26 protein-coding genes and 1 pseudogene are annotated in these 25,268 nt (G+C 55.2%); 16 read left to right on the top strand and 11 right to left on the bottom strand.

Features of this window, described 5'->3' with window-relative positions; genetic code table 11:
- Positions 1 to 198: 198 nt before the first annotated feature.
- From M3A44_11020 to M3A44_11005, 4 genes are all read right to left on the bottom strand, one after another.
- On the bottom strand, positions 199 to 921 hold the full coding sequence (locus M3A44_11020; GenBank protein ID MEQ6342158.1) for a UDP-2,3-diacylglucosamine diphosphatase: 723 nt from the start codon (positions 919 to 921) through the stop codon (positions 199 to 201).
- 125 nt (positions 922 to 1,046) lie between these two features.
- Entirely contained in the window at positions 1,047 to 1,610 is a 564-nt protein-coding gene (locus tag M3A44_11015; GenBank protein ID MEQ6342157.1) for a peptidylprolyl isomerase, read from the bottom strand.
- A 127-nt stretch (positions 1,611 to 1,737) separates the two neighbouring features.
- Positions 1,738 to 2,571 (bottom strand): M48 family metallopeptidase, encoded by an 834-nt coding sequence (locus M3A44_11010; protein ID MEQ6342156.1) that lies wholly within the window; start codon positions 2,569 to 2,571, stop codon positions 1,738 to 1,740.
- Positions 2,572 to 2,670: 99 nt separating this feature from the next.
- Complete coding sequence (locus M3A44_11005) at positions 2,671 to 3,837, bottom strand: IS4 family transposase (GenBank protein ID MEQ6342155.1); 1,167 nt, start codon at positions 3,835 to 3,837, stop codon at positions 2,671 to 2,673.
- A gap of 224 nt (positions 3,838 to 4,061) precedes the next feature.
- On the opposite strand from M3A44_11005, the gene M3A44_11000 reads away from it, so the two are divergent.
- Complete coding sequence (locus M3A44_11000) at positions 4,062 to 4,604, top strand: YaeQ family protein (protein ID MEQ6342154.1); 543 nt, start codon at positions 4,062 to 4,064, stop codon at positions 4,602 to 4,604.
- A 30-nt stretch (positions 4,605 to 4,634) separates the two neighbouring features.
- A complete protein-coding gene (locus tag M3A44_10995; protein ID MEQ6342153.1) occupies positions 4,635 to 5,573 on the top strand; it encodes a rhodanese-related sulfurtransferase in 939 nt (312 codons plus the stop codon).
- Here the strand turns inward: M3A44_10995 and M3A44_10990 are convergent.
- Complete coding sequence (locus M3A44_10990) at positions 5,565 to 6,230, bottom strand: protein adenylyltransferase SelO family protein (protein ID MEQ6342152.1); 666 nt, start codon at positions 6,228 to 6,230, stop codon at positions 5,565 to 5,567. The two genes, M3A44_10995 and M3A44_10990, sit on opposite strands and share 9 nt — an antisense overlap.
- Positions 6,231 to 6,343: 113 nt before the next feature.
- On the opposite strand from M3A44_10990, the gene M3A44_10985 reads away from it, so the two are divergent.
- Positions 6,344 to 7,510, top strand: coding sequence for an IS4 family transposase (locus M3A44_10985; GenBank protein MEQ6342151.1), 1,167 nt, complete (start codon positions 6,344 to 6,346; stop codon positions 7,508 to 7,510).
- A gap of 17 nt (positions 7,511 to 7,527) precedes the next feature.
- Here the strand turns inward: M3A44_10985 and M3A44_10980 are convergent.
- From M3A44_10980 to M3A44_10965, 4 genes and pseudogenes are all read right to left on the bottom strand, one after another.
- Positions 7,528 to 8,364, bottom strand: a pseudogene (locus M3A44_10980) (YdiU family protein).
- 120 nt (positions 8,365 to 8,484) lie between these two features.
- A complete protein-coding gene (locus tag M3A44_10975; GenBank protein ID MEQ6342150.1) occupies positions 8,485 to 9,060 on the bottom strand; it encodes a TerB family tellurite resistance protein in 576 nt (191 codons plus the stop codon).
- Positions 9,061 to 9,089: 29 nt separating this feature from the next.
- Positions 9,090 to 9,581: a hypothetical protein gene (locus M3A44_10970; GenBank protein ID MEQ6342149.1), complete on the bottom strand. Its 492-nt coding sequence runs from the start codon at positions 9,579 to 9,581 to the stop codon at positions 9,090 to 9,092.
- A 507-nt stretch (positions 9,582 to 10,088) separates the two neighbouring features.
- Entirely contained in the window at positions 10,089 to 12,284 is a 2,196-nt protein-coding gene (locus tag M3A44_10965) for an Ig-like domain-containing protein (protein MEQ6342148.1), read from the bottom strand.
- Between M3A44_10965 and M3A44_10960 the strand changes: the two genes are divergently transcribed.
- Together M3A44_10960 and M3A44_10955 are read left to right on the top strand one after the other, a co-directional pair.
- Positions 12,226 to 12,450 (top strand): hypothetical protein, encoded by a 225-nt coding sequence (locus M3A44_10960; GenBank protein ID MEQ6342147.1) that lies wholly within the window; start codon positions 12,226 to 12,228, stop codon positions 12,448 to 12,450. The two genes, M3A44_10965 and M3A44_10960, sit on opposite strands and share 59 nt — an antisense overlap.
- A 529-nt stretch (positions 12,451 to 12,979) precedes the next feature.
- Positions 12,980 to 13,357 (top strand): YajD family HNH nuclease, encoded by a 378-nt coding sequence (locus tag M3A44_10955; protein MEQ6342146.1) that lies wholly within the window; start codon positions 12,980 to 12,982, stop codon positions 13,355 to 13,357.
- Positions 13,358 to 13,380: 23 nt separating this feature from the next.
- Here the strand turns inward: M3A44_10955 and M3A44_10950 are convergent, their stop codons facing one another.
- Positions 13,381 to 13,905, bottom strand: a complete 525-nt coding sequence (locus M3A44_10950; GenBank protein ID MEQ6342145.1) for a redoxin domain-containing protein — start codon at positions 13,903 to 13,905, stop codon at positions 13,381 to 13,383.
- 326 nt (positions 13,906 to 14,231) lie between these two features.
- On the opposite strand from M3A44_10950, the gene M3A44_10945 reads away from it, so the two are divergent.
- The 10 genes from M3A44_10945 to M3A44_10900 all read left to right on the top strand — a co-directional run bounded on the left by M3A44_10945 (position 14,232) and on the right by M3A44_10900 (position 23,939).
- Complete coding sequence (locus M3A44_10945) at positions 14,232 to 14,492, top strand: hypothetical protein (GenBank protein ID MEQ6342144.1); 261 nt, start codon at positions 14,232 to 14,234, stop codon at positions 14,490 to 14,492.
- A complete protein-coding gene (locus tag M3A44_10940) occupies positions 14,493 to 14,870 on the top strand; it encodes a type II toxin-antitoxin system VapC family toxin (protein ID MEQ6342143.1) in 378 nt (125 codons plus the stop codon). It begins immediately after the preceding gene.
- 217 nt (positions 14,871 to 15,087) lie between these two features.
- A complete protein-coding gene (gene dapB / locus M3A44_10935; protein MEQ6342142.1) occupies positions 15,088 to 15,891 on the top strand; it encodes a 4-hydroxy-tetrahydrodipicolinate reductase in 804 nt (267 codons plus the stop codon).
- 179 nt (positions 15,892 to 16,070) lie between these two features.
- Entirely contained in the window at positions 16,071 to 17,549 is a 1,479-nt protein-coding gene (locus M3A44_10930; protein ID MEQ6342141.1) for a diguanylate cyclase, read from the top strand.
- Positions 17,531 to 17,962 (top strand): ribonuclease N, encoded by a 432-nt coding sequence (locus tag M3A44_10925; protein ID MEQ6342140.1) that lies wholly within the window; start codon positions 17,531 to 17,533, stop codon positions 17,960 to 17,962. Before M3A44_10930 ends, M3A44_10925 begins: the two co-directional genes overlap by 19 nt.
- A gap of 3 nt (positions 17,963 to 17,965) precedes the next feature.
- The gene (locus M3A44_10920) at positions 17,966 to 18,409 is read left to right on the top strand and encodes a barstar family protein (GenBank protein MEQ6342139.1); all 444 of its coding nucleotides are present in this window, start codon (positions 17,966 to 17,968) and stop codon (positions 18,407 to 18,409) included.
- Between the two features lie 139 nt (positions 18,410 to 18,548).
- Positions 18,549 to 19,670 (top strand): glutamine-hydrolyzing carbamoyl-phosphate synthase small subunit, encoded by a 1,122-nt coding sequence (gene carA, locus M3A44_10915; protein MEQ6342138.1) that lies wholly within the window; start codon positions 18,549 to 18,551, stop codon positions 19,668 to 19,670.
- Positions 19,671 to 19,753: 83 nt separating this feature from the next.
- A complete protein-coding gene (gene carB / locus M3A44_10910; protein ID MEQ6342137.1) occupies positions 19,754 to 22,990 on the top strand; it encodes a carbamoyl-phosphate synthase large subunit in 3,237 nt (1,078 codons plus the stop codon).
- Positions 22,987 to 23,463: a transcription elongation factor GreA gene (gene greA / locus M3A44_10905; GenBank protein MEQ6342136.1), complete on the top strand. Its 477-nt coding sequence runs from the start codon at positions 22,987 to 22,989 to the stop codon at positions 23,461 to 23,463. Before carB ends, greA begins: the two co-directional genes overlap by 4 nt.
- A 38-nt stretch (positions 23,464 to 23,501) precedes the next feature.
- Positions 23,502 to 23,939: a DUF4149 domain-containing protein gene (locus M3A44_10900; GenBank protein MEQ6342135.1), complete on the top strand. Its 438-nt coding sequence runs from the start codon at positions 23,502 to 23,504 to the stop codon at positions 23,937 to 23,939.
- Positions 23,940 to 24,005: 66 nt separating this feature from the next.
- On the opposite strand, the gene M3A44_10895 is transcribed toward M3A44_10900, so the two are convergent.
- On the bottom strand, positions 24,006 to 24,299 hold the full coding sequence (locus tag M3A44_10895) for a YhbY family RNA-binding protein (GenBank protein MEQ6342134.1): 294 nt from the start codon (positions 24,297 to 24,299) through the stop codon (positions 24,006 to 24,008).
- Positions 24,300 to 24,587: 288 nt separating this feature from the next.
- Between M3A44_10895 and rlmE the strand changes: the two genes are divergently transcribed.
- Positions 24,588 to 25,208, top strand: a complete 621-nt coding sequence (gene rlmE, locus M3A44_10890) for a 23S rRNA (uridine(2552)-2'-O)-methyltransferase RlmE (protein MEQ6342133.1) — start codon at positions 24,588 to 24,590, stop codon at positions 25,206 to 25,208.
- The last annotated feature ends 60 nt before the right edge of the window (positions 25,209 to 25,268 follow it).

The following is a 25,268-nucleotide window of genomic DNA, read 5'->3' as shown; positions in this document are numbered from 1 at the left end:
CTTTTTCATGTCCTTCGAAACCATTTTCACCACGTGACTAATGAACCATATTCAGAACATTTCTTCTGTGACAAAGTTACACAAGACTGGCGCTGGCTACAGTCTTACATCAGCCTGTCATCAAACAGTGATTAAGGTGATATAGGGGAAGGCATGCTCTGGGCTGAGCTTGCCTCCGGCGGGAGGGGAGATATGGTTTTAAATATAATAGGTTGTTAGGTCGCAGCCTGTGTCGCTGCAAGTCAGCACACTTCCTTGATGATACCAATCGCCAAGCACGGTGCGCTGCGCGGTTTTGCCGTCTACCGTAATTTTATGCGTGGCTGGGCGGTGAGTGTGGCCGTGGATCATGCTAATCACACCGTGTTCGCGCAAGGTGTTTTCCACCGCCTGTGGATTTACATCCATGATTTCCTGCGCCTTCTGGCTGGATTTCTCGCGGCTCTGCGCGCGATAATCCATGGCGATGGCGGCGCGCTGTTGCGGGGGTAATGAGAGAAATTGCTGCTGCCGCGCTGGATCACGTACTTGGCTGCGGAAACGCTGGTATTCGATGTCATCGGTACACAGCGTATCGCCGTGCATGAGCAGTGTTGGTTCGCCATACAGATCGATAATGGTGGGGTCGGGAATGATGCGACTGCCGCTGGCCTCCTCAAAACCCTTTGCCATCAAGAAATCCCGGTTACCGTGCATCACATAGACAGGGGTGCCGCTGCCCACCAGATGCCGCAGACCTTCAATGACCGTGCGATATTCGGATACGGAGGCATCATCGCCTATCCACACTTCGAACAAATCGCCGAGAATATACAGCGCATCGGCCTGGGCAGCCTCATTGCGCAGAAACTCTAAAAAAAGGTGGGTAATTTCGGGCCGCTCGGTGCTTAGATGCAGGTCGGAAATAAATAGCGTGCTCATAAAATTGAAGAGGCCTTTTCAGCTATACAGGGAAGGGTGGCCTGCTTTTCTCGGGAAATAAGCAGGGGCGGGATGGAGATCCGCCCCTGCTCAGCCTGACCGGCAACGGCTGTCCCGTCAGGTGATTATTTTGCTTTAGCGGCGCCGACCAGCGAGACCTTTTTGATAACTACGGAAACTTTGGGGACATCGGTAGGGAAGGGGCCGCCAGAACCGGTAGAAACGGCGCGAATCTTGTCCACCACTTCCATACCCTCGACCACTTTGCCGAATACCGCATAACCCCAGCCGCGCGGGTTGGGTGCGCTGTGATTCAGAAAGTCATTATCGACGGTGTTGATGAAAAACTGCGCGGTGGCCGAATGGGGGTCGCCGGTGCGTGCCATGGCAATGGTGCCGCGCATGTTCTGGAGGCCATTGTCGGCTTCGTTGTTAATGGGCGCGCGGACTGGTTTTTGCGCATAGTCTGAGGTGAATCCGCCGCCCTGAATCATGAAGTTGCTGATGACGCGGTGAAAGATGGTGCCGTCGTAAAAGCCGTCCTGCACGTACTTGATGAAATTCTCCACCGATTTTGGGGCCTTGGCGCGGTCCAGTTCCAGCACGATATTGCCCAGGCTGGTTTCCATGAGTACATGTGGATGAGCGTCGGCAACCGGCGCAGCAGTCGTCTGTGCGCTAACCACCATAAGGGTGCCAAGGGTCAGGGATTTCAGCAGGTATTTCATTGCGATATTGATTCCATTGTTGGTTGTAAACAGTGTGCTGCAAGTGTAAATGAGACGCGCGGCAAAACCAAGCCATCAATACCTACTATCAACGATTGTTCCTATGTCCTTTGTTTTTAATCGCATCTTCATAAAGCGGCATAACAATCGGCATCAGTGCTTCGATATCCTGAATCCGCGATTCAGGGGCGGGGTGGGTGCTCAGGAACTGAGGCGGGCCGGAGCCATCCGCCGCCAGCATCTTTTTCCACACACTGATGCCAGCACGCGGGTTAAAGCCGGCGCGGGCAGCCAGCTCAAGGCCGATACGGTCAGCTTCCCGTTCATCTTTTCGTGAATGCGGTAAAGTTAGCCCAACCTCTGAGGCTTGTTGCAACACATTGAGCTGCGTGGCATTCATCCCAGTGAAAATAGACAGCCCTGCGAATATGGCTTGTTGCCCGAGTGCCTGGGACATCTGTTCACGCGAGTGTTCACGCAGCGCATGAGCGATTTCATGCCCCATCACGACGGCTATCTCATCGTCCGTAAGTTTGAGTTTGTTGATCAGGCCGCTATAAACCCCAATTTTTCCACCCGGCATGCAAAAAGCGTTGATCTCATCGCTATTGAACAGGCTGATTTCCCATTTCCAGCTTAGTGCGTCGGAACGGAATACGGCAGTTTGAGGTATGATGTTGTTGGCTATTGCAACCAGGCGGTCATATTGTTTTTTATCGCTGTTGAGTGCGCCGCGTGCCGTGGCCTGCTGCTTTAACTGCGCGTATTGGGCGCTTCCGGCACGCTGTGCATCTTCTTCTGAAACGATCATAAACTGTTTGCGGTCAGCGCCCACCGCCCCGGACTGTGTCGTGCTTTCTATGGCGCAGCCGGTCATCATGGCGGCGCCCATGCAGGCGATCAGTAATGTCTTTATATGCATGGTTTGTTTTGTCGTCACTGTATGAAATTCCTTCATATCTATATACCGCATATGCCATGGTGGTTACGATTATAATGGCAATCAGAAGTGTCCGGTAATTTAATTGAATAGATTCAATTGGTTATTGTCTTTCTGCATGCTCATTTGCGTCTCCGCATTTTTAAGTAATTGATCGAGTGGCGTTTTCTCGAAAAGAGTCAGGCTCAAAATCTGTAGGATTGTGTAAAGCGAAGCCTCGGTATTGAGCCGCTTTTTCACGATGGCGACCACGACGTAAACCGCGATGGCGATCCATATTTGCGTCTTGACTGCATTCTCGGTGGTGCCATAGAACCGCTTGATTCGAAGATGCTGTTTGATCCACTTGAAGAATAGCTCGACCTGCCAGCGGCAACGATAAAGCTGAGCGATGGTCAGCGCAGGCAGGTCGAAGTTGTTGGTCAGAAAGACCAGAAACCTGTCGTGTTCGGCATCGTAGAACTTGATGCGTCGCAGGTGCTGCGGGTAATCCTTGCTGGCCTTGCGAGCAGTCAATGCAATGGTCTGGTCGCAGCGCAGTCCAGTGGACTTGTCCACGGTGCGAGAGTAGACGCGACGAAAGAGCAGATTGGATTTGCCACGGATGACAAAGAACGCCTGTGCTTGATGCAGGGTGAACCAGCGAGCGAAGTCGGTGAAGCCACGATCCATGATGTAAAAGCTGCCGGCTTCGGGTATCAGGATATCGAGCACATTGACCTCGTGCATCTTGCCATCGCTGATGTGGATGAAGGTTGGAATGTTGCCGCGCAGGTCGAGCAGCGTATGCATCTTGACGGCAGCTTTGGTGGAGCGGAAGCGTGCCCACGGAAAGACGCTCAAGCACAGGTCGATGGTCGTGGTATCGAGTGCGTAGACCGTCTGTTCCAGTTCGACCGCAAAGCTGTCGCTGGCGTAAAGCTTTCTGGCGGTCTGGATTAAGCTCATCGCGAAATCCGCGTAGATGCGACGGTCGCGTTGCTCGTTGGCATCGGCCAGCGTGCTCTTGGCGATGTTGCCTCGTATGCCCAAGTGATAGAGCTTGGCTTGGTGGGCGCGCAGACAGGTTTCGATGTCGCGCAGGCTTTCGCGGTAAGTCAGCTGCGCGAACGCCATGCAGAGAAATTGATCGAGATGCGAAAAAGTCTTGGTGGGATATTTGGAAGGGTAGCGCTGCACGCAGCGACGGAATGTGTGAAGGGGCAAATGCTCCATGAGTTGTGCGAACACCAACTGGCCTGAATACATGACGGAAACTCCTGGGGGGAAAGCCCCAGTTTCCCAAAAAATTCACGTTCAAGTCGGTGACACCCCTAAACACACACTTTCCTATTCAACATCATCATGTTATATAGCCGTCTTTGCGAAATTGCCGGACACTTCTGAATGGCAATTATAACTTAGAACCCGTTCATGTATGCGCTGCCTGCCCAGATGCAGCGTCGAATCCACGGCAACATTAAAAGTGACCTATGGCCCTTAAAGCAACTATTTTTAAAGCCGAATTGCAAATCGTCGACATGGATCGTAACTATTACCATGATCACGTTCTTACCATCGCCCAGCATTCATCGGAAACCGACGAGCGCATGATGGTGCGCTTATTGGCCTTTGTGCAGCACGCTCACGAGGCATTGGCGTTTGGCAAGGGGTTAAGCGCTGATGATGAGCCCGATCTCTGGCAGAAGGATTTAACCGGCGCCATCGAAACCTGGATAGACGTGGGTTTGCCCGACGAAAAACGGGTTCGCAAAGCCTGTGGCCGCGCCCGGCACGTATTCATTTATAATTATGGCGGGCGTAGCGCCGATATCTGGTGGGATCAAAACAGCAGCAATCTTGGAAGGCTGAAAAATCTCACAGTGATAAACCTGTCAATGGCCGTAAGCCAAGCCTTGGCGAAGTTGGCGCAGCGCAATATGCAGTTGCTATGTACCGTTCAGGATGGGCAGATTTGGCTGGCCGATAAGGACGACACAGTGCAGGTAGACTTGGTTATGTTAAAAACCCCGTAGTCCCATTGACATTGATAAACCGAAAAGATTATGACAAATATTATTGTTGCCGCCTTATACAAATTCGCCAAGCTGCCTGACTACCGGGACATGCAACCTGGCATGCTCGATTTTTGCGTTGCGCAAGGGCTAAAGGGAACGCTTTTGCTTGCCGCGGAAGGCATTAACGGTACCGTCGCGGGCACGCGCTCAGGGATTGATGCCCTGATCTCATTTCTGCGTGCGGATGCACGACTTGCGGACCTGGAACACAAAGAGTCTTATGCCGATGAAATGCCTTTTTACCGGATGAAGGTTCGCCTGAAAAAGGAAATCGTCACGCTGGGTGTGCCGGGCGTTGATCCAAACGAAAAGGTAGGTATCCGCGTCGCCCCGGAAGATTGGAATGCCCTGATCTCCGATTCGGATGTGGTGCTGATTGATACACGCAATGGCTATGAATACGATATTGGCACTTTTCGCGGTGCGATTGACCCCGGCACGGATACGTTCCGTGAGTTTCCGGACTACGTCAGCAAAAACCTCGACCCCGCAAAACATAAAAAAGTCGCCATGTTTTGCACCGGCGGCATTCGCTGTGAAAAAGCCACATCTTTCATGTTGGAGCAGGGATTCGAGGAGGTCTACCACCTGCAAGGCGGTATTCTAAAATATTTGGAAAAGATCCCCGCTGAAAAAAGCCTGTGGCAAGGCGAATGTTTCGTATTTGACCAGCGGGTGGCTGTCGGGCATGGCCTGGCATTGGGTGAATACGAACAATGCCACGCCTGCCGTTATGCCATATCACCCCAAGACAAAGCCTCGCCAAAATACCAGGAGGGCATATCCTGTCCGCACTGTTTCGACTCTCTGACGGAAGAAAAGCGTGTCAGCTCGGCGGAGCGGCAAAAGCAAGTCGAATTGGCACTCAAGCGGGGTACGGTACACATAGGGTCACCGCAGAAAAAGCGAGACCCTTTATTAGGATGAGCAATTTACTGTAATGTGGCGCGCCCATTCCGGCGGTGTTGCGGCATAATCCTCCATCTCCGGTTGTTCGTTAAAAGGATGTTGGAGCAATCTCAACAAGCGGTCTACTTCTGAAAAATCGCGCCCCTGTTCGGCCTTGTTGATGGCAGTCTGCGCCAAATGATTGCGTAAAATGTACTTTGGATTGACCTTGTTCATGCGTGTTTTGCGTTCCGCATCCGAGCCTTGCTCCCTTTGTAAGCGGTCGCGATAAGATGCGCTCCAGGTGTCGAACGCTGTGCGGTCGATGAATTGATCGCGCAACGCAGCGTTTTTCTCTCCGGGTGCCGACTTGAAATGGCTTAAACTGCGGAACAGGTTGGTGTAGTCGGCGTGGCTGGTGTGCATCATGTCCAATAGCGTATTAACCAGCGAAGCATCGTCTTTGCTTGCGTGAGTCAGGCCCAGTTTCTGTCCCATTAATGCCGTATAGCGCTCGGCGTAGGTCGAACGATAGCTTTGAAGGGCTGCTTCCGCATCTTCCGTCGAGATGATCGGCGTCAAGGCCTGTGCCAGGCAGGCGAGATTCCATAGGCCGATTTGTGGCTGCTGATTATAGGCGTAGCGCCCGGCAGGGTCGGAATGGTTACAAATCAGAAGTGTCCGGCAATTTCGCAAAGACGGCTATATAACATGATGATGTTGAATAGGAAAGTGTGTGTTTAGGGGTGTCACCGACTTGAACGTGAATTTTTTGGGAAACTGGGGCTTTCCCCCCAGGAGTTTCCGTCATGTATTCAGGCCAGTTGGTGTTCGCACAACTCATGGAGCATTTGCCCCTTCACACATTCCGTCGCTGCGTGCAGCGCTACCCTTCCAAATATCCCACCAAGACTTTTTCGCATCTCGATCAATTTCTCTGCATGGCGTTCGCGCAGCTGACTTACCGCGAAAGCCTGCGCGACATCGAAACCTGTCTGCGCGCCCACCAAGCCAAGCTCTATCACTTGGGCATACGAGGCAACATCGCCAAGAGCACGCTGGCCGATGCCAACGAGCAACGCGACTGTCGCATCTACGCGGATTTCGCGATGAGCTTAATCCAGACCGCCAGAAAGCTTTACGCCAGCGACAGCTTTGCGGTCGAACTGGAACAGACGGTCTACGCACTCGATACCACGACCATCGACCTGTGCTTGAGCGTCTTTCCGTGGGCACGCTTCCGCTCCACCAAAGCTGCCGTCAAGATGCATACGCTGCTCGACCTGCGCGGCAACATTCCAACCTTCATCCACATCAGCGATGGCAAGATGCACGAGGTCAATGTGCTCGATATCCTGATACCCGAAGCCGGCAGCTTTTACATCATGGATCGTGGCTTCACCGACTTCGCTCGCTGGTTCACCCTGCATCAAGCACAGGCGTTCTTTGTCATCCGTGGCAAATCCAATCTGCTCTTTCGTCGCGTCTACTCTCGCACCGTGGACAAGTCCACTGGACTGCGCTGCGACCAGACCATTGCATTGACTGCTCGCAAGGCCAGCAAGGATTACCCGCAGCACCTGCGACGCATCAAGTTCTACGATGCCGAACACGACAGGTTTCTGGTCTTTCTGACCAACAACTTCGACCTGCCTGCGCTGACCATCGCTCAGCTTTATCGTTGCCGCTGGCAGGTCGAGCTATTCTTCAAGTGGATCAAACAGCATCTTCGAATCAAGCGGTTCTATGGCACCACCGAGAATGCAGTCAAGACGCAAATATGGATCGCCATCGCGGTTTACGTCGTGGTCGCCATCGTGAAAAAGCGGCTCAATACCGAGGCTTCGCTTTACACAATCCTACAGATTTTGAGCCTGACTCTTTTCGAGAAAACGCCACTCGATCAATTACTTAAAAATGCGGAGACGCAAATGAGCATGCAGAAAGACAATAACCAATTGAATCTATTCAATTAAATTACCGGACACTTCTGGTTACAAATATAACCGGGATCGTAATTTTCCATAAAGCCGAACGGGCCATAATCAAAGGTGAGGCCCAGGATAGATATGTTGTCGGTGTTCATGACACCGTGGGAAAATCCCACCGCTTGCCATTGGGCCATCAGGGTTGCGGTGCGTGTTACGACTTCGTTGAGAAAACGTGGGTATTTGTCCGGTGCTTCAGTCAAGCGCGGAAAATGCCTGGCGATGACGTAATCGGCAAGCATGGCAAGAGGCTGGTTCTGTCCGCGATAGAAAAACACTTCAAACGAGCCAAAACGCACGTGCGAGGGCGCGATGCGTGTAACTACCGCAGCGGTTTCAACCTGCTCGCGGTAAACCCTGTGATCGCTGCCCACGATACACAAGGCGCGCGACGTAGGTATGCCCAGACCATGCATGGCCTCCGAACACAAATATTCGCGGATGCTGGAACGCAGCACGGCACGGCCATCGCCATTGCGTGAGTAAGGGGTGCGCCCGGCGCCTTTGAGCTGGACATCCCAGTATTCCCCCGCGCTATTCTTGACTTCACCAAGCAATACCGCGCGCCCATCCCCCAGTTGCGGCACATAGTGGCCAAACTGGTGCCCGGCATAGAGCATCGCCAGTGGCTCGCAACCGGGCAGCAAACGGTTGCCAATGAAATATTCAGCGAAGTCAGCGCGCTGGGTTTCGGCACTGTCCAAGTCAATCAATGGGGCGGCGTTCGCGTTGAAGCTGACCAGATAAGGCTCAGGTAGCGGGGTAGGGTGGAGACGGCTGTGAAATATGTCCGGCAGGCGGGCAAACGTATTGTCAAAATCAAGCTGTTCAAGTTTTCGCATTGCGCAATTGTAACAGGAGAATTATTGTTGAAAGCATCAAATATTTTTTGATGCTTTCGAGAATAATTGAAAACGTTGAAGAAATTAAGACAATGGAGCGGTGAGGTGTTGGCGTTCACTTCATCCAGTACAGCCTTGGCGGGTTAGGCTCGTTGTATTGACGATGGGATGAAGATGCACTGGAATTTTACAATCAGCGCACACTTTGTTTATCTGATCCATTTCGGATGGGTCGGTCTGGCCATCCGCCTTGGCCAGCTGCAACATTGTTTGCACAAACCCCGCCGCCTCTTCGTCCGTTTTGAAGAGATCGGAAAAACGGATCACTTCGCGGATTTTTTTCCATATCTCGCTCAGCAGGGTGGGTGGTGGCTCCTCAAGCTCCCGCCCCAATGAGACCTTCAAATCGGCAGGCAGGTGAGGACACAAGAGTATGTAGCGATATAGAAAAAGCTTCTCCTCCGCATGGAACGAGCCGTCGCGGTGGGCCAGCGCCTTCAAGATGGCGATCTTCTTAACCGCTCTCTCCTGCGCCTCATCGTCAACGTCGCCTAGCCTCTCTTCAAGGCGCTTGATCTTACCGCCCGTTGTTATTTTGTGATAAACATGCGCCGCGCCAGCGCCGACGAGCGCGCCTCCCGCCGCAGCGGCAGCAGTGACGGTTTTATCTAAACCAAGAAAGCCGAACATCGCCATTTCAAATCACCCATCCTACGAACTTAATCTTACCTTAATCTGGGTCTATCCCACATATGACTAATTGCGTCAATTTGTTCCTGCTCTTCGAGATTCTCTACGGAAAGGTCTTTAACAAAGTAATGATCAGCGAGGTTATGTATTTTCACTAGACGTTCCGCTGGTCGCACCACTTCAAACACAACAGACGTAAATAGTTTTTGTAGGTATACGGCTTGTTTCTCGATTCGCTCCGTGTAGGTCTTATGGTGCAGATTGTAGGAAGCCACTAGAAAATCTAATGCAATGTTTCGATACCCGCGGTACGCAGGGGGCTTTTCTGCGCCATAGCCATCAGGGTCTATGTTTGGAAAATAGAATCGGCCTTGCTCAATTAACGCAGATAACCGTACCAGCAATGAGCGCCTTTCTTCGTCCTTATTGTTCTTGGCGCTGTTACGTAGCGCGACTAATAGCTCAACGACAGTCGCATGCCATGCCAACAACTGATTTGCATGCTCGCTTTCGATGGAAAACTTCACATGCCTCCTATCTCTGATGTAGAAGACCGCAAGTGCGATTGAAACAATTAGCGAAATGCACGCCATGACGTTCGAGAACGCGTCAGCCCCTAAGTTCATTTCTCTCCTCCTGTCACAATTTCGATGTACGCAACGTTTTAATTAAGGAACACACCAACGATGAGGCCAGAGCAACAAATTATGGTGTCAAGCAACAAACTATTTTGTCAGGTCTTGCAATGCAACACTCTTTGTGAAATTAACAACAGCAAGAGCAGGGGCTATGCGTTAACGCAAGACCTGACACCAAGCTTTCTGACACCAAGCTTTCTTTGCAGCCATTGTAGCGGAAACCGCCGGATTTCTTCGGCAGGCCTTTCCAGATCATTTTTTCCATCGTACTTCATATCGGCACTCCGTGTGATGTGAAGTACGATGGCGCTTGGTGCCCCCAGAACACTTTATCAACATGCCAATAAAGTCCGTATGTTCGAATCATAGTCTTTGAATCCCATAACCTCGGATCAATCAGTACAGGTACACCGCGCCAGCGCCGCTCGCCGAATTGTCCGCCTGGTTGCCGTTGATGCCAGTGGCGTTGCTGTCCTCATCGACGGCACCCACAGCCAGGGTGTTGCCATCGCCGCTGAGGGCAACGGCGGTTCCGAACAGGTCAGATGCGTTTGTGTTCGAGGCCTTCACATAGGCCTGCTGTGACCAGACCCCAGCGCTGCGCGTGTATACGTACACCGCGCCGGCGTGGATCGCCAAACTGGACCACAGCTGGTTGCCGTTGATGCCGGTGGCGTTGCTGGACTCCCGGTGGGCACCCACCGCCAGGGCGTTGCCATCACTGCTGAGGGCAACGGCAAAGCCGAACTCGCCACCAGTTGGGCTTGTGATCGATGCCTTCACATAGGCCTGCTGTGACCAAGCCCCGGCGCTGCGTGTGTAAACGTACACCGCGCCCGCATCGCTCGCCGAATTGTCCAAATGGTTACCGTTGATGCCGGTGGCGTTGCTGTCCTCCCGGTGGGCACCCACAGCCAGGGTGTTGCCATCGCCGCTGAGGGCAACAGCGAAGCCGAACATATCGCCGAGCACGGTATATGCGTTTGTGTCCGAGGCCTTCACATAGGCCTGCTGTGACCAAATCCCAGCGCTGCGCGTGTAGACATACACCGCACCGGCTTCGCTCACCGAATTGTCAGCCTGGTTGCCATTGATGCCGGTGGCGTTGCTGTCCTCAAAGGGGGCACCCACCGCCAGGGTGTTGCCATCGCCACTGAGGGCAACGGCGCGTCCGAAATCGTCACCTGCGTTTGTGTTCGATGCCTTCACATAGGCCTGCTGTGGCCAGACCCCGGCGCTGCGCGTGTAGACATACACCGCGCCGGCGTCAGTCGCCGAATTATCCGCTTGGTTGCCATTGATGCCGGTGGCGTTGCTGTCCTCAAAGGGGGCACCCACCGCCAGGGTGTTGCCATCACTGCTGAGGGCAACGGCGGTTTCGAACCAGTCAGTTAAGTTTGCGTTCGATGCCTGCGCATAGCCCGAAGATGACCAAACCCCAGCGCTGCGCGTGTATACGTTCACCTGGCCGCTGGATCCCGCCGCAGGGGCACCCACCGCCAAGGTGTTGCCATCGCTGCTGAGGGCAACGGCGTATCCGAAGAAGCTAACACTTGTACCCGAGCCCTTCACATAGGCCTGCTGTAACCAGACCCCCGCACTGCGCGTGTATACGTACACCGCGCCGGCGAAGCTCGCCGAATTATCCGCCTGGTTGCCGTTGATGAGTTCGGCGTTGCTGTCCTCACGGTAGGCAGCCACCGCCAGGGTGTTGCCATCGATGCTGAGGGCAACGGCGGTTCCGAACCAGTCACCTGCGTTTGTGTTCGAGGCTTTGAAATAACCGATGGACTGGGTCAGGCCGACGGACACATATACCGCAGGGGAGGCCGTGCAGCCCGCGCTGTTGCAGGCCTGCACAAAGTAAGAGGCATTGACGCGGCGATACAGCACGATGCCGTGGTTATAACTGGTGGCGGTCAGGTCAGCGCCGACCTGGCTATAGCCAGAGACACCGTCGGGGTTCTCGAACACGCGATAATAGGTAGTGCCGCTGATAGCGGACCACGCGAACTGGAGTTGTTTGATGCCGAACCCGAGCGTGACGGTGGGTGCCGCCGGTGCCGCGAGCACGCAGCTCACGCTGACATTGGTGACATTCGCCGCAAGTGTGCCGGCGCCATTCAATACGGTGCAGCTCTGACTAACTGGCTGGGTCGCAACCGTCACGTTATACGCAGTGCCAGCGGCGAAGGCCGTACTAAAGATGAAGGCGCCATTGGAGCTGAGAGCGAGATCGTTACCGCCGTTGTTGCGCAGCACGAGCGAACCTTGCAGGCCAGACACACTGCCGCCGACGGTGGTGGGGTTGCTGGTGTCGACCACTCCTACCGCAATGGTCGTAAAGCTCCAGGAATAGTTCGCCGCCAACGCATTACCGGCCGCATCCTGCGCGCCGGTGGTGATCGTCGCGGTATAGGTCGCGCTATTGGCAAGTGCGGCCGTGGGTGAGAAGATGGCGGTGTTGCCGGTGTAACTGACTGTGCCGGAGACGGCCCCGCTGGGGCCGGTGAGCGTGAAGGTGCTGGTGCTGATGGTCGAGGCATTCATGGCCTCGGAGAAGGTGGCGGATACAGTGGGGTTTACGGTGATCTCCGTCGCGCCGTTGGTCGGGGTTATGGAAGCCAGGGTGGGTGGTGTGATGTCACCGCCGCCACCATTGCCGCCAGGATCAGACCCTCCACCCCCCGCCCCCGCAAGCGGCCAAGGCGAGTATCGAGGCCAGCGTGAGCGCGGGGGTGAGGGAGCGAAAGAGTAAGCGGATCATGGGCGGGCCTTTCTCAGTTGTTTGTGCCGGGGGGCATTGGGTGTGCCTGGTGTTCGGCAAAGACCGCATACATCGCGCCGGCCGGGATTTACGCATCACCCGTGCGCTATGTGTATCGGCCCGCAGGGCGGGAACTTTAGAGAGGTGTTGTTTTTTTGAAGGTGAGACTGGCGGAAGCGTTATAGCGAACAGCCGCTGGGTTCCACCCACCATCTGCTCATCCTGCAAACGGGTGCGGGAATTATCCTAAGCCGGAACCAAGAACCAAGCAGGTGATGAGCGAATTTGAGGCAACAGAAAACACTCGGTTGTGCGAGTAAATTTGGACGATCCACCGATTCACGTCCGCCCAATTTGTTCCTGCGCAATGCAGGTGTATTTGATGAAACCCTTGTGGGTTCAGGCCATAGCGGCAATGTTAATGTTGGCGTGTCTGGATGGCTGTCGCACTAAATTCTGCTCAAAAAATGCTCTATAATGCCCATCAATCTTGAGGTGAACGCGAATCGAGGAAATGCATATGCCGACGAAGAAATCACAACCCAACAACGATAAGCTGGACCGGATTGTAGCCGAGGCCCAGCGCAACAAGACACAGCGGGAGTTGGGCTATCGGGAGAAATCGCTCAAGCTTTACCCTTGGATATGTGGGCGGTGCATGCGCGAGTTCAGCCGGGAAAATCTTCGTGAGCTCACTGTCCATCACCGGGATCACAACCACGACAATAATCCATCCGATGGCAGTAACTGGGAGTTGCTGTGCATTTATTGTCACGACAATGAACACTCGCGGTATCTGGAAGCCGCTGGGCAGGGGGCGGTGACCCCAGGAGGAATGCAAGAGACCTCAGCCCAATTCAAGCCGTTCGCCGATCTCAAGGCGCTGTTGAAGAAGTAAAGGGTGGCCGTTCGCAGTACCTGCTATGCCACTCTGCCGTAGGGCGGGGAGGGTGGCTGATCGTGGTCGGCAGCTCTGCCTGTTTGGATCATCCGCAGCATGTGCAAGGCCTCCCGTGCGCTGTGTGACACATTCATTGGGTTTGTGGAAACCCCGGCGACTTGCCCGCTGGGGTCGATAATGAAGGTGGCATACTCGGCCATGCCCTCTTCCCCGGAGAGCACCCCAAAGCGTCTGGCGAGCTGGCGCGTGGCATCGCCGATGAGGGGGAAGCCGATTTTTCCCAGGCCGTTGGTGGTCCAGGCGCGATGCGCATAAACGCTGTCCACGCTTGCGCCGAGCAATATTGCGTCGCTTTCCGTGAATTGCCTGACCAGATCGTGGTAGGCGCGGATGTTCATAAGGCAGGTGAAGGTGAAGTCCCACTGCCAGAAAAACAGCACCTTCCATCGGCTGCGCTGTTCGCCCAGGTTGATGATGCGATAGTCGCCATGGGGCGTAAGGGCTTCGACGTCGATGGCAGGGATGGTTTGTCCGATGGTTAGCATGGCCGTGTCTCCTTCGTGGCGGTTTAATAATGGGCTTCGTCAGAATCAATTTTCCGTTGCTGGTGAGGCGCAGGTGGTGTTCCTTGCTTGCTTGTTCGATTTAGCTACCATCAATTGAGAATGATTATCATTTGCAATTGATGGTAATGTCAAGTAGCCGGGATGGATTTTTCTGATTTTGTCTTTCTTGATGGGGTGAATTAGACTCTGATTGCGAGCGCGAGGGTGTTGCTGGTGATTGATCTGTTTGTTGAACGCGGGCAGTTAAAACGGAGAGTGGGATGATCCGCTTACGTTCCTGCCGCCAGACTGAAGTGAGGTGAGGCATGAATGCGATTGTAATTGAGCATGTAAAGGTGGACGATCTGCCCCAGGATTGGCGCGAGCGGTTGCACGCAAAGAGCAATGCGCGGGTGACTGTGCGCATCGAGGAAGAGGCGGAGCAGACTGCCGCGAATCAGGCAGAACCCTTTGTCACCAACGATCCTGCATTCGGCATTTGGCGTGATCGCGAAGACATGGCGGACGTGGACGCTTATCTGCACAAGCTGCGCGCGCCACGCTTCTCACGCGAACAGGAGCCGTAAATGCTGGTGGATACCGATGTATTGATCTGGCATCTGCGCGGCCTACCACAAGCAACACGGCGGCTCGATCAGTTGCCGAACCTGACCATTTCAGCGGTCACGTGGCTTGAGTTGTTGCAGGGCTTTCGCAGCAAAGCGGAGATGGCCGCAGTGCAAAAAAGTTTCGAGATGCGCAGAACGCAACGCCTGCCGCTGACACCTGCAATTACCGAACGCGCGACCGCCTTGATGGAGGCATTGTCTTTGAGTGACGGATTGCAGTTGGGTGATGCGCTCATCGCCGCCACCGCGTTGGAACATAATCTCATCTTACTCACCGGCAACATCAAGCATTTCGTGCCTATCGAGTCACTCAAAATCGAGCGCTTTGAACGGTGAGCGAGCGCAGCGTTGTATGTGCGAACAACCCACAAGAGCGGTTATCGTCGCCAACACATGGCCAATCCACCAGATGGGTGCCCACGAGTCCGTGCAAAAGTCGCTTGCTCTAATCCCAATATTACAATGTGATTTTTCCGCTTTTGCCTTTCCCGGTTGGGTGAATTAGACTCTCAAATCAACTAAAAACACCGACATAGCTTTAAAAGAGGAATTCATGATCAAAGTAGCCATTACCGGCGCGGCAGGGCGTATGGGGCGCAGTCTTATCGAGGCCTGCCAGCAGAATTCCGGGTTTTGTTTGGCGGTAGCGCTTGAGCGCCCTGGCAGCTCAGTGATCGGGGTGGATGCGGGTGAGATGGCGGGTATCGGTAAGCTGGGGGTGCCGGTGACTGATGATTTAAACGCGTCGACAGGTGATTTCGATGTGTTGATCGATTTTACCCGGCCCGAGGTTACGCTGGCTAATCTCAAGATATGCCGCACCGCAGGGCGGCGCATGGTGATCGGTACCACTGGATTTACTCCCGAGCAGCGTCAGCAGATACTCGATGCGGCTAATGATGTCGCGATTGTTATGGCGCCGAACATGAGTGTGGGTGTTAATCTGTGCTTCAAACTGCTGGAAATGGCGGCGCAGGTGCTGGGCGATGAGGTGGATATCGAAATCATCGAGGCTCATCATCGTCATAAAGTGGATGCCCCCTCCGGTACAGCATTGCGCATGGGTGAGGTGGTGGCCAATGCATTAGGCCGTGATCTCAAATCGTGTGCAGTTTACGGGCGCGAGGGCGTTACTGGTGAGCGCGATCGCAAGACCATCGGATTTGCCACCGTGCGAGCGGGGGATATTGTAGGTGATCACACCGTGCTGTTCGCCGGGCTGGGCGAGCGGGTGGAGATTACACATAAGGCCTCCAGCCGCATGACCTTCGCCAATGGCGCCGTCCGTGCCGCAGGCTGGTTGGTGCAGCAGGAGCGCGGACTGTTTGATATGCAGGATGTATTGGGATTGAGATAGTCCTACTGTGTCACAAAGCGCTGAGGGGCGCATTGCGGCGTTAAAATCAGGCTCAAAATGCTCATTTACTCCGTGTAAACTCCGCTTTTTCGCCCGATTTTGCCTTGCACTGCATCCCCTGATCGCGTTGTGACACAGTAGGATAGTTGATGGCCATGTTGTGAGGCGGGAAAAACGCGATGAAGCAAGAAGGCGGCAATCAGCAGGATTTCGAGCAGTGGCGTCAGAAGTATTATGATTCCCTGGAGAAGCTTGAGCAAAAGCAGGAGCAGTGGGAAGGTTTGGAAAAAACCCTGCGCCGCTGCATCTCCCGTTTGGCACTGGCGGCTGACGGTATCCATCCCGAGATTGATGTTCAGCTGGAGAGTCTACGCAAGGCGATCCGGGATGGCGTGGGTGCCGTGGGATTACAGGATCGTATCGAAGGGATCTCCCAAGCGTTGCTAAAGCTGGATCAGCGACCGGCGCCAAAGCCAGCACCCACGGAAACGGCGGCTGTGGAAAACCGCGCTGAAACGGCGCCGGGATTTTTGGGGAAATTGCTGGGTGGGCTTTCCTCAAAGGGCGCCCGCGAGACGCCGGTGGTTGCGGAAGTTGCTCAACCAAGAGGCATTCCCTCCGATGTTCACGAAGCCCTTGCCCAGCTATTGGAGCGTTTGGCCCTGCAACCCGAGATGACCGAGCAGGTGGAAGTGCTCAAGCAGCAGCTTGGCGAGGACACTGATCCGAGCGCACTTTCGTCATCATTGCAATCAATTGCGGTGCTGGTGGCCGATGCCCTGGATAAGATCCGTAGCGAAAAAAGCGATCTTGAGGCCTTCCTGCTTCAGCTCACCGAGCGTTTGCAGGAAATAGATCAGCGCTTGTCTGATAATGCGATAACGCAGCAGGCGTCGCAGCAAAACCAGCACCAGTTGGATATTGCGGTGCATGCCCAGGTCGAGGGTATCGAGACCACCATGAAAGAGGTCTCCGATATCGGCCAGTTAAAGCAGGTGATTCAGCGGCGTCTGGATGGCATACGCGAGCATATGGACACCTTCCGGCAGGATGAAACGCAGCGTCAGGTTGATTCAAAGCATCAGGTTGATGTGTTGACATCCCGTCTGCGTGACATGGAAAAAGAAATCAGCCGGTTGCACAGCAGGGTGCGCAAGGAGCAGGAAAACGCCCTGCAGGACGCCTTGACGGGCATTCCCAACCGGATGGCCTATGAGAAGCGCGTCGCAGATGAGTACGCACGCTGGCGACGCTACCATGCGCCGCTGTCGATGATCGTTATCGACATTGATCATTTCAAACGCGTTAACGATCTGTATGGGCACCAGGCGGGGGATAAGGTGATCAGGGTCATTGCTCAGGAGCTGTGCAAACACCTGCGTGACGTGGATTTCATGGCCCGCTATGGCGGGGAGGAATTCGTCATCTTGTTGCCGGAGACCAATATTCAAAGCGCCGGTATCGTGGCGGATAAGCTTTGCGCGGGTGTGCGCGGCTGTGAATTCCAGCACAGCGGATCACGCGTGCCCATTACCGTGAGCGGTGGCGTCGCCCAGTTTGGAGGCGTCGACACAGTGGCCCAGGTATTCGAGCGCGCCGATGCAGCGCTGTATCGCAGCAAACATAAAGGGAGAGACCAATGGAGCGTCGAGGAGTAGGGCGCGCCATCGCACTGTGGTTGTTGTCGGCTGTTTTGTTGCTGGCTGTAGGGCTGCACCCTGCGGTGGCCGGTGCGAATGACCAACACCAGTTGGCTTTTAATTTTTTTGGTGATAACGCAGCCAAGCCGCAAGGTTTGGGCGTTATTGTCGCCAGCGATCTTCCTCCTGAAGCGCGCGAGACGCTGAAACTCATCCAGCAGGGTGGGCCATTCCCCTATGGCAAGGACGGCTCGACCTTCGGTAACCGGGAAAGGCGCCTGCCCTCGCGTGAGCGCGGCTATTACAAGGAATATACTGTCAAGACGCCCGGTTCCCGCGACCGTGGCGCCCGGCGCATTATCGCCGGGATGGGTGGTGAGCTTTACTATACAAGTGATCACTACAGCACTTTCAGGCGGATCAAGGAGTAGTTTATGAACGGCTTGTCATTGTTTTTGCGTGATAGTGAAGCTGCCGGGATGTATTTGCTTGATACGGCGATAGCTGTGGTGGATATTGAAAAAGAAGTTGAGCGTTGTGGCTACGCTTTTTTTTACCTGGAAGGAGAGGGCGTCCTTGGCAAAGAGCAATTTCTGGGTCAGATTGCCCGCGCCATGGATTTCCCTGATTATTTCGGCGGTAACTGGGACGCGCTGGAAGACTGTCTCACCGACCTTTCCTGGCGTGAAGCGCCAGGTTACGTGATTTTGTACGATCATTTCGATGTTTTTGCCGAACAGGTCCCGGATCAGTTCGAGACCGCTCTGGAAATTCTGGATGCGTCTGTGGAGTTCTGGCGCACACAGGGCAGGCCGCTGTTTGTAATGTTGCGCGGAAAGGGTGGGCCGGAGTGGGGGTTGAAGCTGCTCAGCTTCTGAGAAGACTGGGTGAATGTCATAGACAGCAAGGGGCCTGGTAAAGTAGAATTCATCCGATTAATAATAGTAATTATTGCAGCGGTGGGAGGGGTTTTAGCCTGGTCTCCCCCCGTTTCGCGCGTCTGATGTGGAGGTAGTTTTGCGGCATCAAGCCCTGTTAGCCCTGGAAGATGGCAGCCTGTTTTGGGGTGAGTCCATTGGTATTGAGGGGCAGTCGACGGGGGAGGTGGTATTCAATACCGCCATCACCGGCTATCAGGAAATTCTCACCGATCCCTCTTATTGTAAACAGATCGTCACTCTCACCTATCCGCACATTGGCAACACCGGCGCCAACAGTGAGGATGAAGAGTCCTCGAAAGTGATGGCCAGCGGCCTGGTAATACGCGATCTGCCGCTGCTGGCGAGCAGTTGGCGCTCTCAGGAGGCACTGGATGCCTACCTGCGCAGACAGCAGGTGGTTGGCATTGCGGGTATCGACACCCGGCGTTTGACGCGCTTGCTTCGTGAAAAGGGCGCCTTGAGCGGCTGCATCATGGCGGGGGATGCCAACGAAGCGGCAGCGCTCGATGCCGCGCGCGCTTTCCCGGGAATGAACGGCCTGGATTTGGCCAAGGTGGTCACTACCGAGGTGCCTTATCGCTGGGAGCGTGGAAGCTGGACTCTAGGCGGCGCATCCGCTATTCCCGAGGCGCGTTTCCATGTGGTGGCCTATGATTATGGCGTCAAGTACAACATACTGCGCATGCTGGTGGATCGCGGATGCCGTGTCACAGTGGTGCCGGCACAGACCCCCGCGTTTGAAGTGCTGGCCATGAAGCCGGACGGTGTGTTTCTCTCCAACGGGCCGGGCGATCCGGCGCCGTGCGATTACGCCATTGCTGCGATTCAGGTGATTGTCGAAACAGGTGTGCCGGTATTTGGTATCTGTCTCGGGCACCAACTGCTGGCCCTGGCCTGCGGCGCAAAAACCCTGAAAATGAAATTTGGCCACCATGGCGCCAACCACCCGGTGCAGGATCTGGCTACCGGGCGGGTGATGATCACCAGCCAGAATCACGGTTTCGCAGTGGACGACGCCAGCCTGCCCCCCACGTTGCGCGCTACGCACCGCTCGCTGTTCGATGGCTCTCTACAGGGCATCCATCACACCGACAGGCCCGTCTTCAGTTTTCAAGGACACCCCGAGGCAAGTCCTGGCCCGCACGATGCTGCACCGCTGTTCGACTACTTTATTGATCTCATGAGAGGTAACAAGTGACAAGTTTCAAGTTGCAAGTTACAAGTAAAAACCACATCGTTTTCCTCTTGCTACTCGTTACTTGACCTTGTAACTGATTTTCTATGCCAAAACGTACTGACATCAAGACGATTTTAATCATCGGCGCCGGACCCATCGTGATCGGTCAGGCTTGCGAGTTCGATTATTCCGGCGCTCAGGCCTGCAAGGCATTGCGCGAGGAAGGTTACCGCGTGGTGTTGATCAACTCCAACCCGGCCACCATCATGACCGATCCGGAGACGGCCGACGCCACCTATATCGAGCCCATCACCTGGCAGGTGGTTGCCCGCATCATTGAAAAGGAACGCCCCGACGCGCTATTGCCCACCATGGGCGGGCAGACTGCTCTCAACTGCGCACTCGACCTAGTGCGCGAGGGCGTGCTGGAAAAATACGGCGTGGAGATGATCGGCGCCTCACGCGACGCCATTGATATGGCCGAAGACCGCGACCGCTTCCGCCACGCCATGCGCGACATCGGCCTCAACAGTGCGCGTGCTGCGATTGCTCACAGCATGGAAGAGGCATTGCAGGTGCAAGCGCAGATCGGCTTCCCCACCATCATCCGTCCCTCGTTCACGATGGGTGGTAGTGGCGGCGGCATCGCCTATAACCGCGAGGAATTTGTCGAGATCTGCGAGCGTGGGCTGGACCTTTCACCGACCAAAGAGCTGCTCATCGAGGAATCGCTGCTCGGCTGGAAGGAGTTCGAGATGGAGGTGGTGCGTGACCGCAAGGACAACTGCATCATCATCTGTTCCATCGAGAACTTCGATCCGATGGGTGTGCATACGGGTGATTCCATCACCGTTGCCCCCGCCCAGACCTTGACTGACAAGGAATATCAGCTGCTGCGCGATGCCTCCATCGCCGTGCTGCGCAAGATCGGCGTCGATACCGGTGGTTCCAATGTGCAGTTCGCCATTAATCCCCACGACGGGCGCATGATCGTCATCGAGATGAACCCGCGCGTATCGCGTTCCTCGGCGCTGGCCTCCAAGGCCACCGGTTTCCCTATCGCCAAGGTGGCAGCCAAGCTCGCGGTGGGTTACACCCTGGATGAGTTGCGCAATGAGATCACTGGCGGCGCCACCCCGGCGTCGTTCGAGCCATCCATCGACTATGTTGTAACCAAAGTGCCGCGTTTCACCTTCGAAAAATTTCCCAAGGCCGACCAGCGCCTCACCACCCAGATGAAGTCGGTGGGCGAGGTGATGGCGATAGGCCGCACCTTCCAGGAATCGCTGCAAAAGGCGCTACGCGGACTGGAGACCGGGGCGGACGGGTTGAACGAAAAACTTGATCTTACCTTTCCGGAGTCCATTGACCGCATCCGTAACGAGCTGCGCACGCCGGGACCGGATCGCATCTGGTTTGTGGGTGACGCCTTCCGTGCCGGCTTGTCCTCTGAGGAGATCCATGAGCTGAGCCAGATTGACCCCTGGTTCCTTGCGCAGATTGAGGATCTAATCAAGGCCGAGGCGGAGGTGCGTGCTTCGGGGCAATCAAGGCTTGATAAGGCGCGTGTCTTCGCGCTCAAGCGCAAGGGTTTTTCCGACCGCCGTCTGGCTGCGCTGCTGGGTGTCAGCGAGAACGAGTTCCGCGCGCGGCGTCATGCGCTGGGCGTGCGTCCGGTATACAAACGTGTGGATTCCTGCGCTGCTGAATTTGCCTCGGCCACGGCGTACATGTATTCCACTTATGAGGAAGAGTGCGAGGCCGCACCCACTTCCCGAGACAAGATCATGGTGCTCGGTGGCGGACCCAACCGCATCGGGCAGGGCATCGAATTTGACTATTGTTGCGTCCACGCCGCGTTCGCCCTGCGCGAGGATGGCTATGAAACCATCATGGTGAACTGCAACCCCGAGACCGTCTCTACCGATTACGACACCTCGGACCGCCTGTACTTCGAGCCGCTTACCTTAGAAGATGTGCTTGAAATCATCGCCGTGGAAAAGCCCAAGGGCGTGATCGTGCAATACGGCGGGCAGACGCCGCTCAAGCTGGCGCGCGCCCTGGAGGCTGCCGGCGCCCCAATAATCGGCACCACGCCGGATTGCATCGACATTGCCGAAGATCGTGAGCGCTTCCAGCAGATGATCAACACGCTGGGGCTGCGCCAGCCGCCGAACCGCACTGCTCGCCATCCCGAGGCGGCAGTGGAGTTGGCAAAGCAGATCGGCTATCCGCTGGTGGTGCGGCCTTCCTATGTATTGGGCGGACGCGCCATGGAGATTGTCTACAACGAAGACGACCTGCGCCGGTACATGCGCGACGCCGTGAAGGTCTCCAACGATTCCCCCGTGCTGCTCGACCGCTTCCTGGATGATGCCACTGAGGTGGATGTGGATGCCATCAGCGACGGGGTGGACGTGCTGATCGGCGGCATCATGGAGCATATCGAGCAGGCCGGCGTGCATTCCGGTGACTCGGCGTGCTCGCTGCCACCCTATAGCCTGGGTGCCGAAATTCAGGATGAGCTGCGCGAACAGATCCGCCAGATGGCCTCCGCGCTCGGCGTGGTGGGTCTGATGAATGTTCAATTCGCCATTCAGGGAGGCAAGGTTTTCGTCCTCGAGGTTAACCCGCGCGCTTCCCGTACCGTCCCTTATGTCTCCAAGGCGACAGGTTTGCCCCTGGCCAAAATCGCAGCGCGCTGTATGGTAGGGCGCAGTCTGGTCAGCCAAGGGGTTACCAAGGAAGTGATTCCAGATTACTATTCCGTCAAAGAGGCGGTGTTCCCATTCATCAAATTCCCTGGCGTCGATCCGATTCTGGGGCCGGAAATGAAATCCACGGGCGAGGTGATGGGCATAGGACGCAGTTTCGCCGAAGCGTTCGCCAAGTCACAGGAGGCGGCGGGCATTACCCTGCCGCGCGGTGGCCGTGCTTTTATCAGCGTGCGTGAGGCCGACAAGCCTCGCGTGGCGGCAGTGGCGCGCGACCTCGTGGCGCTTGGTTTCAAGGTGCTCGCTACCCGCGGCACAGCGAAGATCCTGGAAGGCGAGGGCGTACCTTGCATTAAAGTAAACAAGGTTGCCGAGGGTCGACCTCACATTGTCGATATGATTAAAAACGACGAAATCAGCCTTATTATCAACACTACTGAAGGCAAGCAGGCGATTGCGGATTCCTATGAAATTCGCCGCGCCGCGTTGCAGCACAAGGTCACCCACAGCACCACGCTGGCCGGTGCCTGGGCGACTTGTCTGGCCTTGCAACAGCCGGATGATCGAGCGGTGAATCGTTTACAGGATCTGCATCAGGAATTACTCGGGAGAAATATAACAGCATGAGCAAAGTACCGATGACAGCGAAAGGCGCGCAGCAATTGCGCGAAGAGCTGCAGGAATTGAAGAGCGTTGCAAGGCCGCGCGTTATCCAGGCCATCGCCGAGGCCCGCGCGCACGGTGACCTGAAGGAAAACGCCGAATATGCCGCCGCCAAGGAGCAGCAAAGTTTTATTGAAGGGCGCATCTCCGAAATTGACGGCCAGCTTTCCAACGCCCAGATCATTGATGTTGCGACAGTGAATGCCAATGGCAGGATCGTTTTCGGCACCACGGTGGGCCTGGTGAATGTCAAAACCAGCGACGAAGTGACTTACCAGATTGTGGGTGATCTGGAGGCCGACATCAAGCAAGGCAAGATATCGATCAGCTCTCCCATCGCCCGCGCCCTGATTGGCAAGGAAGAGGGCGACATCGCCGTGGTGCGTGCGCCCGGCGGTGAAATCGAGTATGAGATTGCGGCCGTAAAATATATATGAGCCGCGCGGCGCGTTTTGCACTCGTCGGTGAAAAAATTATGCTGACCCTGTGGGTCGGCGGCCTGTGGGCCATCGGTTACCTGGCCGTGCCGGTGTTGTTTAACATGTTGAATGACCGGCAGCTGGCAGGTGAGCTTGCCGGAAAAATGTTCAGCATCATCAGCATGATAGGTTTGGTGCTCGGTGTTTTATTGCTGATCGGTGCAGTGTACCGGGCGGGTGACAAATGGCTGCGTGCCTGGCGGGTGTGGATGTTGTCCGCCATGCTGGTGTTTATTGCCGTGAGCTTCTTTGTTCTGCAGCCGATGATGCAGGATCTCAAAGCCCATGGTCTGGTTGAAGGCAGCGCCCAGACAGCGAGCTTTGGGCGATTGCACGGCATTTCATCAATACTGTATATGGCGACCAGCCTGCTGGGGTTGGGGCTGGTGATCGCAGGTCCAGGTGGCAGGCGGCCCTCCAGGTATACCCTTTAACGTGATACGGCGAAGAGTAAGCCAAAATGCCCGGTGGGTTTGCGCAATCCACCAGGCACCCTATCTTCAGGTGACGGTGATAAGCGGCTTGTCTTTATTGCGCAGATAAATCAGTGCAATATGGCCGATGCGTTGAATCAGCGTGGCGTGTGTGCTGCTACAGATTTCATCTATCATATGGTCACGGGCGGCGCGGTCGGCAGCGTTCACCCGGATCTTGATTAGCTCATGATGGTTCAGAGCCAGCCCGGTTTCCTTGAGCACGGCCTCCGTCAGACCGGCATTTCCAATGATAATCACCGGCTTTAATTTATGGCCGAGTGTCCGCAAATAACGTTTGTTTTTCTCAGTAAGTGACATATAAAGTATCGATGGCCAAAGATAATAATAAGCGGAGCAGTATATCACAACGCAGAAGCGGCTTCATGGTGGCGCCCAGCCCGATGAATGCCGTAAAGCTTGAGTTGGCAGTCATATGCTGCGTCGGTGTGCTACTGTGGCTGGCGCAGGGGCGAATCACGGCCAACCCGATGGCCCAGCTCCTTCTGATGGGTGGGTATGGGTGCGTAGGGATGGTGTGGATTGTTTTCCGCACGCGGCGTGTGCTGACCAGGGTGCAATCCAATCAATATAATGAACGCCGGAATTATGGCCAGGAGTAAAAGCAGCAGCCGCTGGCTGAAAGAGCATTTTGTTGACGCCTACGTCAAGAAATCGTGGCAGGATGGCTATCGTTCCCGAGCAGCTTATAAGCTGCTCGAAATCAACGAGCGCGACCACATACTGCGGCCAGGGATGACGGTAGTCGACCTGGGAGCGGCGCCGGGGGGCTGGTCGCAAATAGCCGTGAAAGCTGTAGGGGATAAGGGCAAGGTGATTGCCACGGACATCCTGTTGATGGAAGCCCTAGCTGGCGTTGATTTTCTGCAAGGTGATTTTCGTGAGCAGGAGGTATTTGACAAGCTGCTCGAAATGGTCGAAGGCCGTAACGTGGGGCTTGTAATTTCCGATATGGCGCCTAATATAACTGGTATGGCTTCGGTTGATCAGCCGCGTGCGATGTATCTTGCCGAGCTGGCATTGGATATGGCGCGTAAAGTTCTGGCCCCAGGGGGGGATTTCTTGGTGAAGGTGTTTCAGGGCAGCGGTTTTGATGCCTTCCATAAGGAGATTCAGCCCTTGTTTCAAAAAGTGCTGATCCGCAAACCCAAAGCGTCGCGGCCCGGTAGCCGCGAAGTGTATGTGCTGGCGAGGAACTATCTTGGCTGAAATGGTTCTTATAAAAAGGCATAACAGATCGCCAGATTAGTGGCGAAAAACGCATGGTCT

It is taken from the genome of Gammaproteobacteria bacterium (genome assembly GCA_040183005.1).
Classification (GTDB): domain Bacteria; phylum Pseudomonadota; class Gammaproteobacteria.
This window is presented reverse-complemented; position numbering and strand designations above follow the sequence as displayed.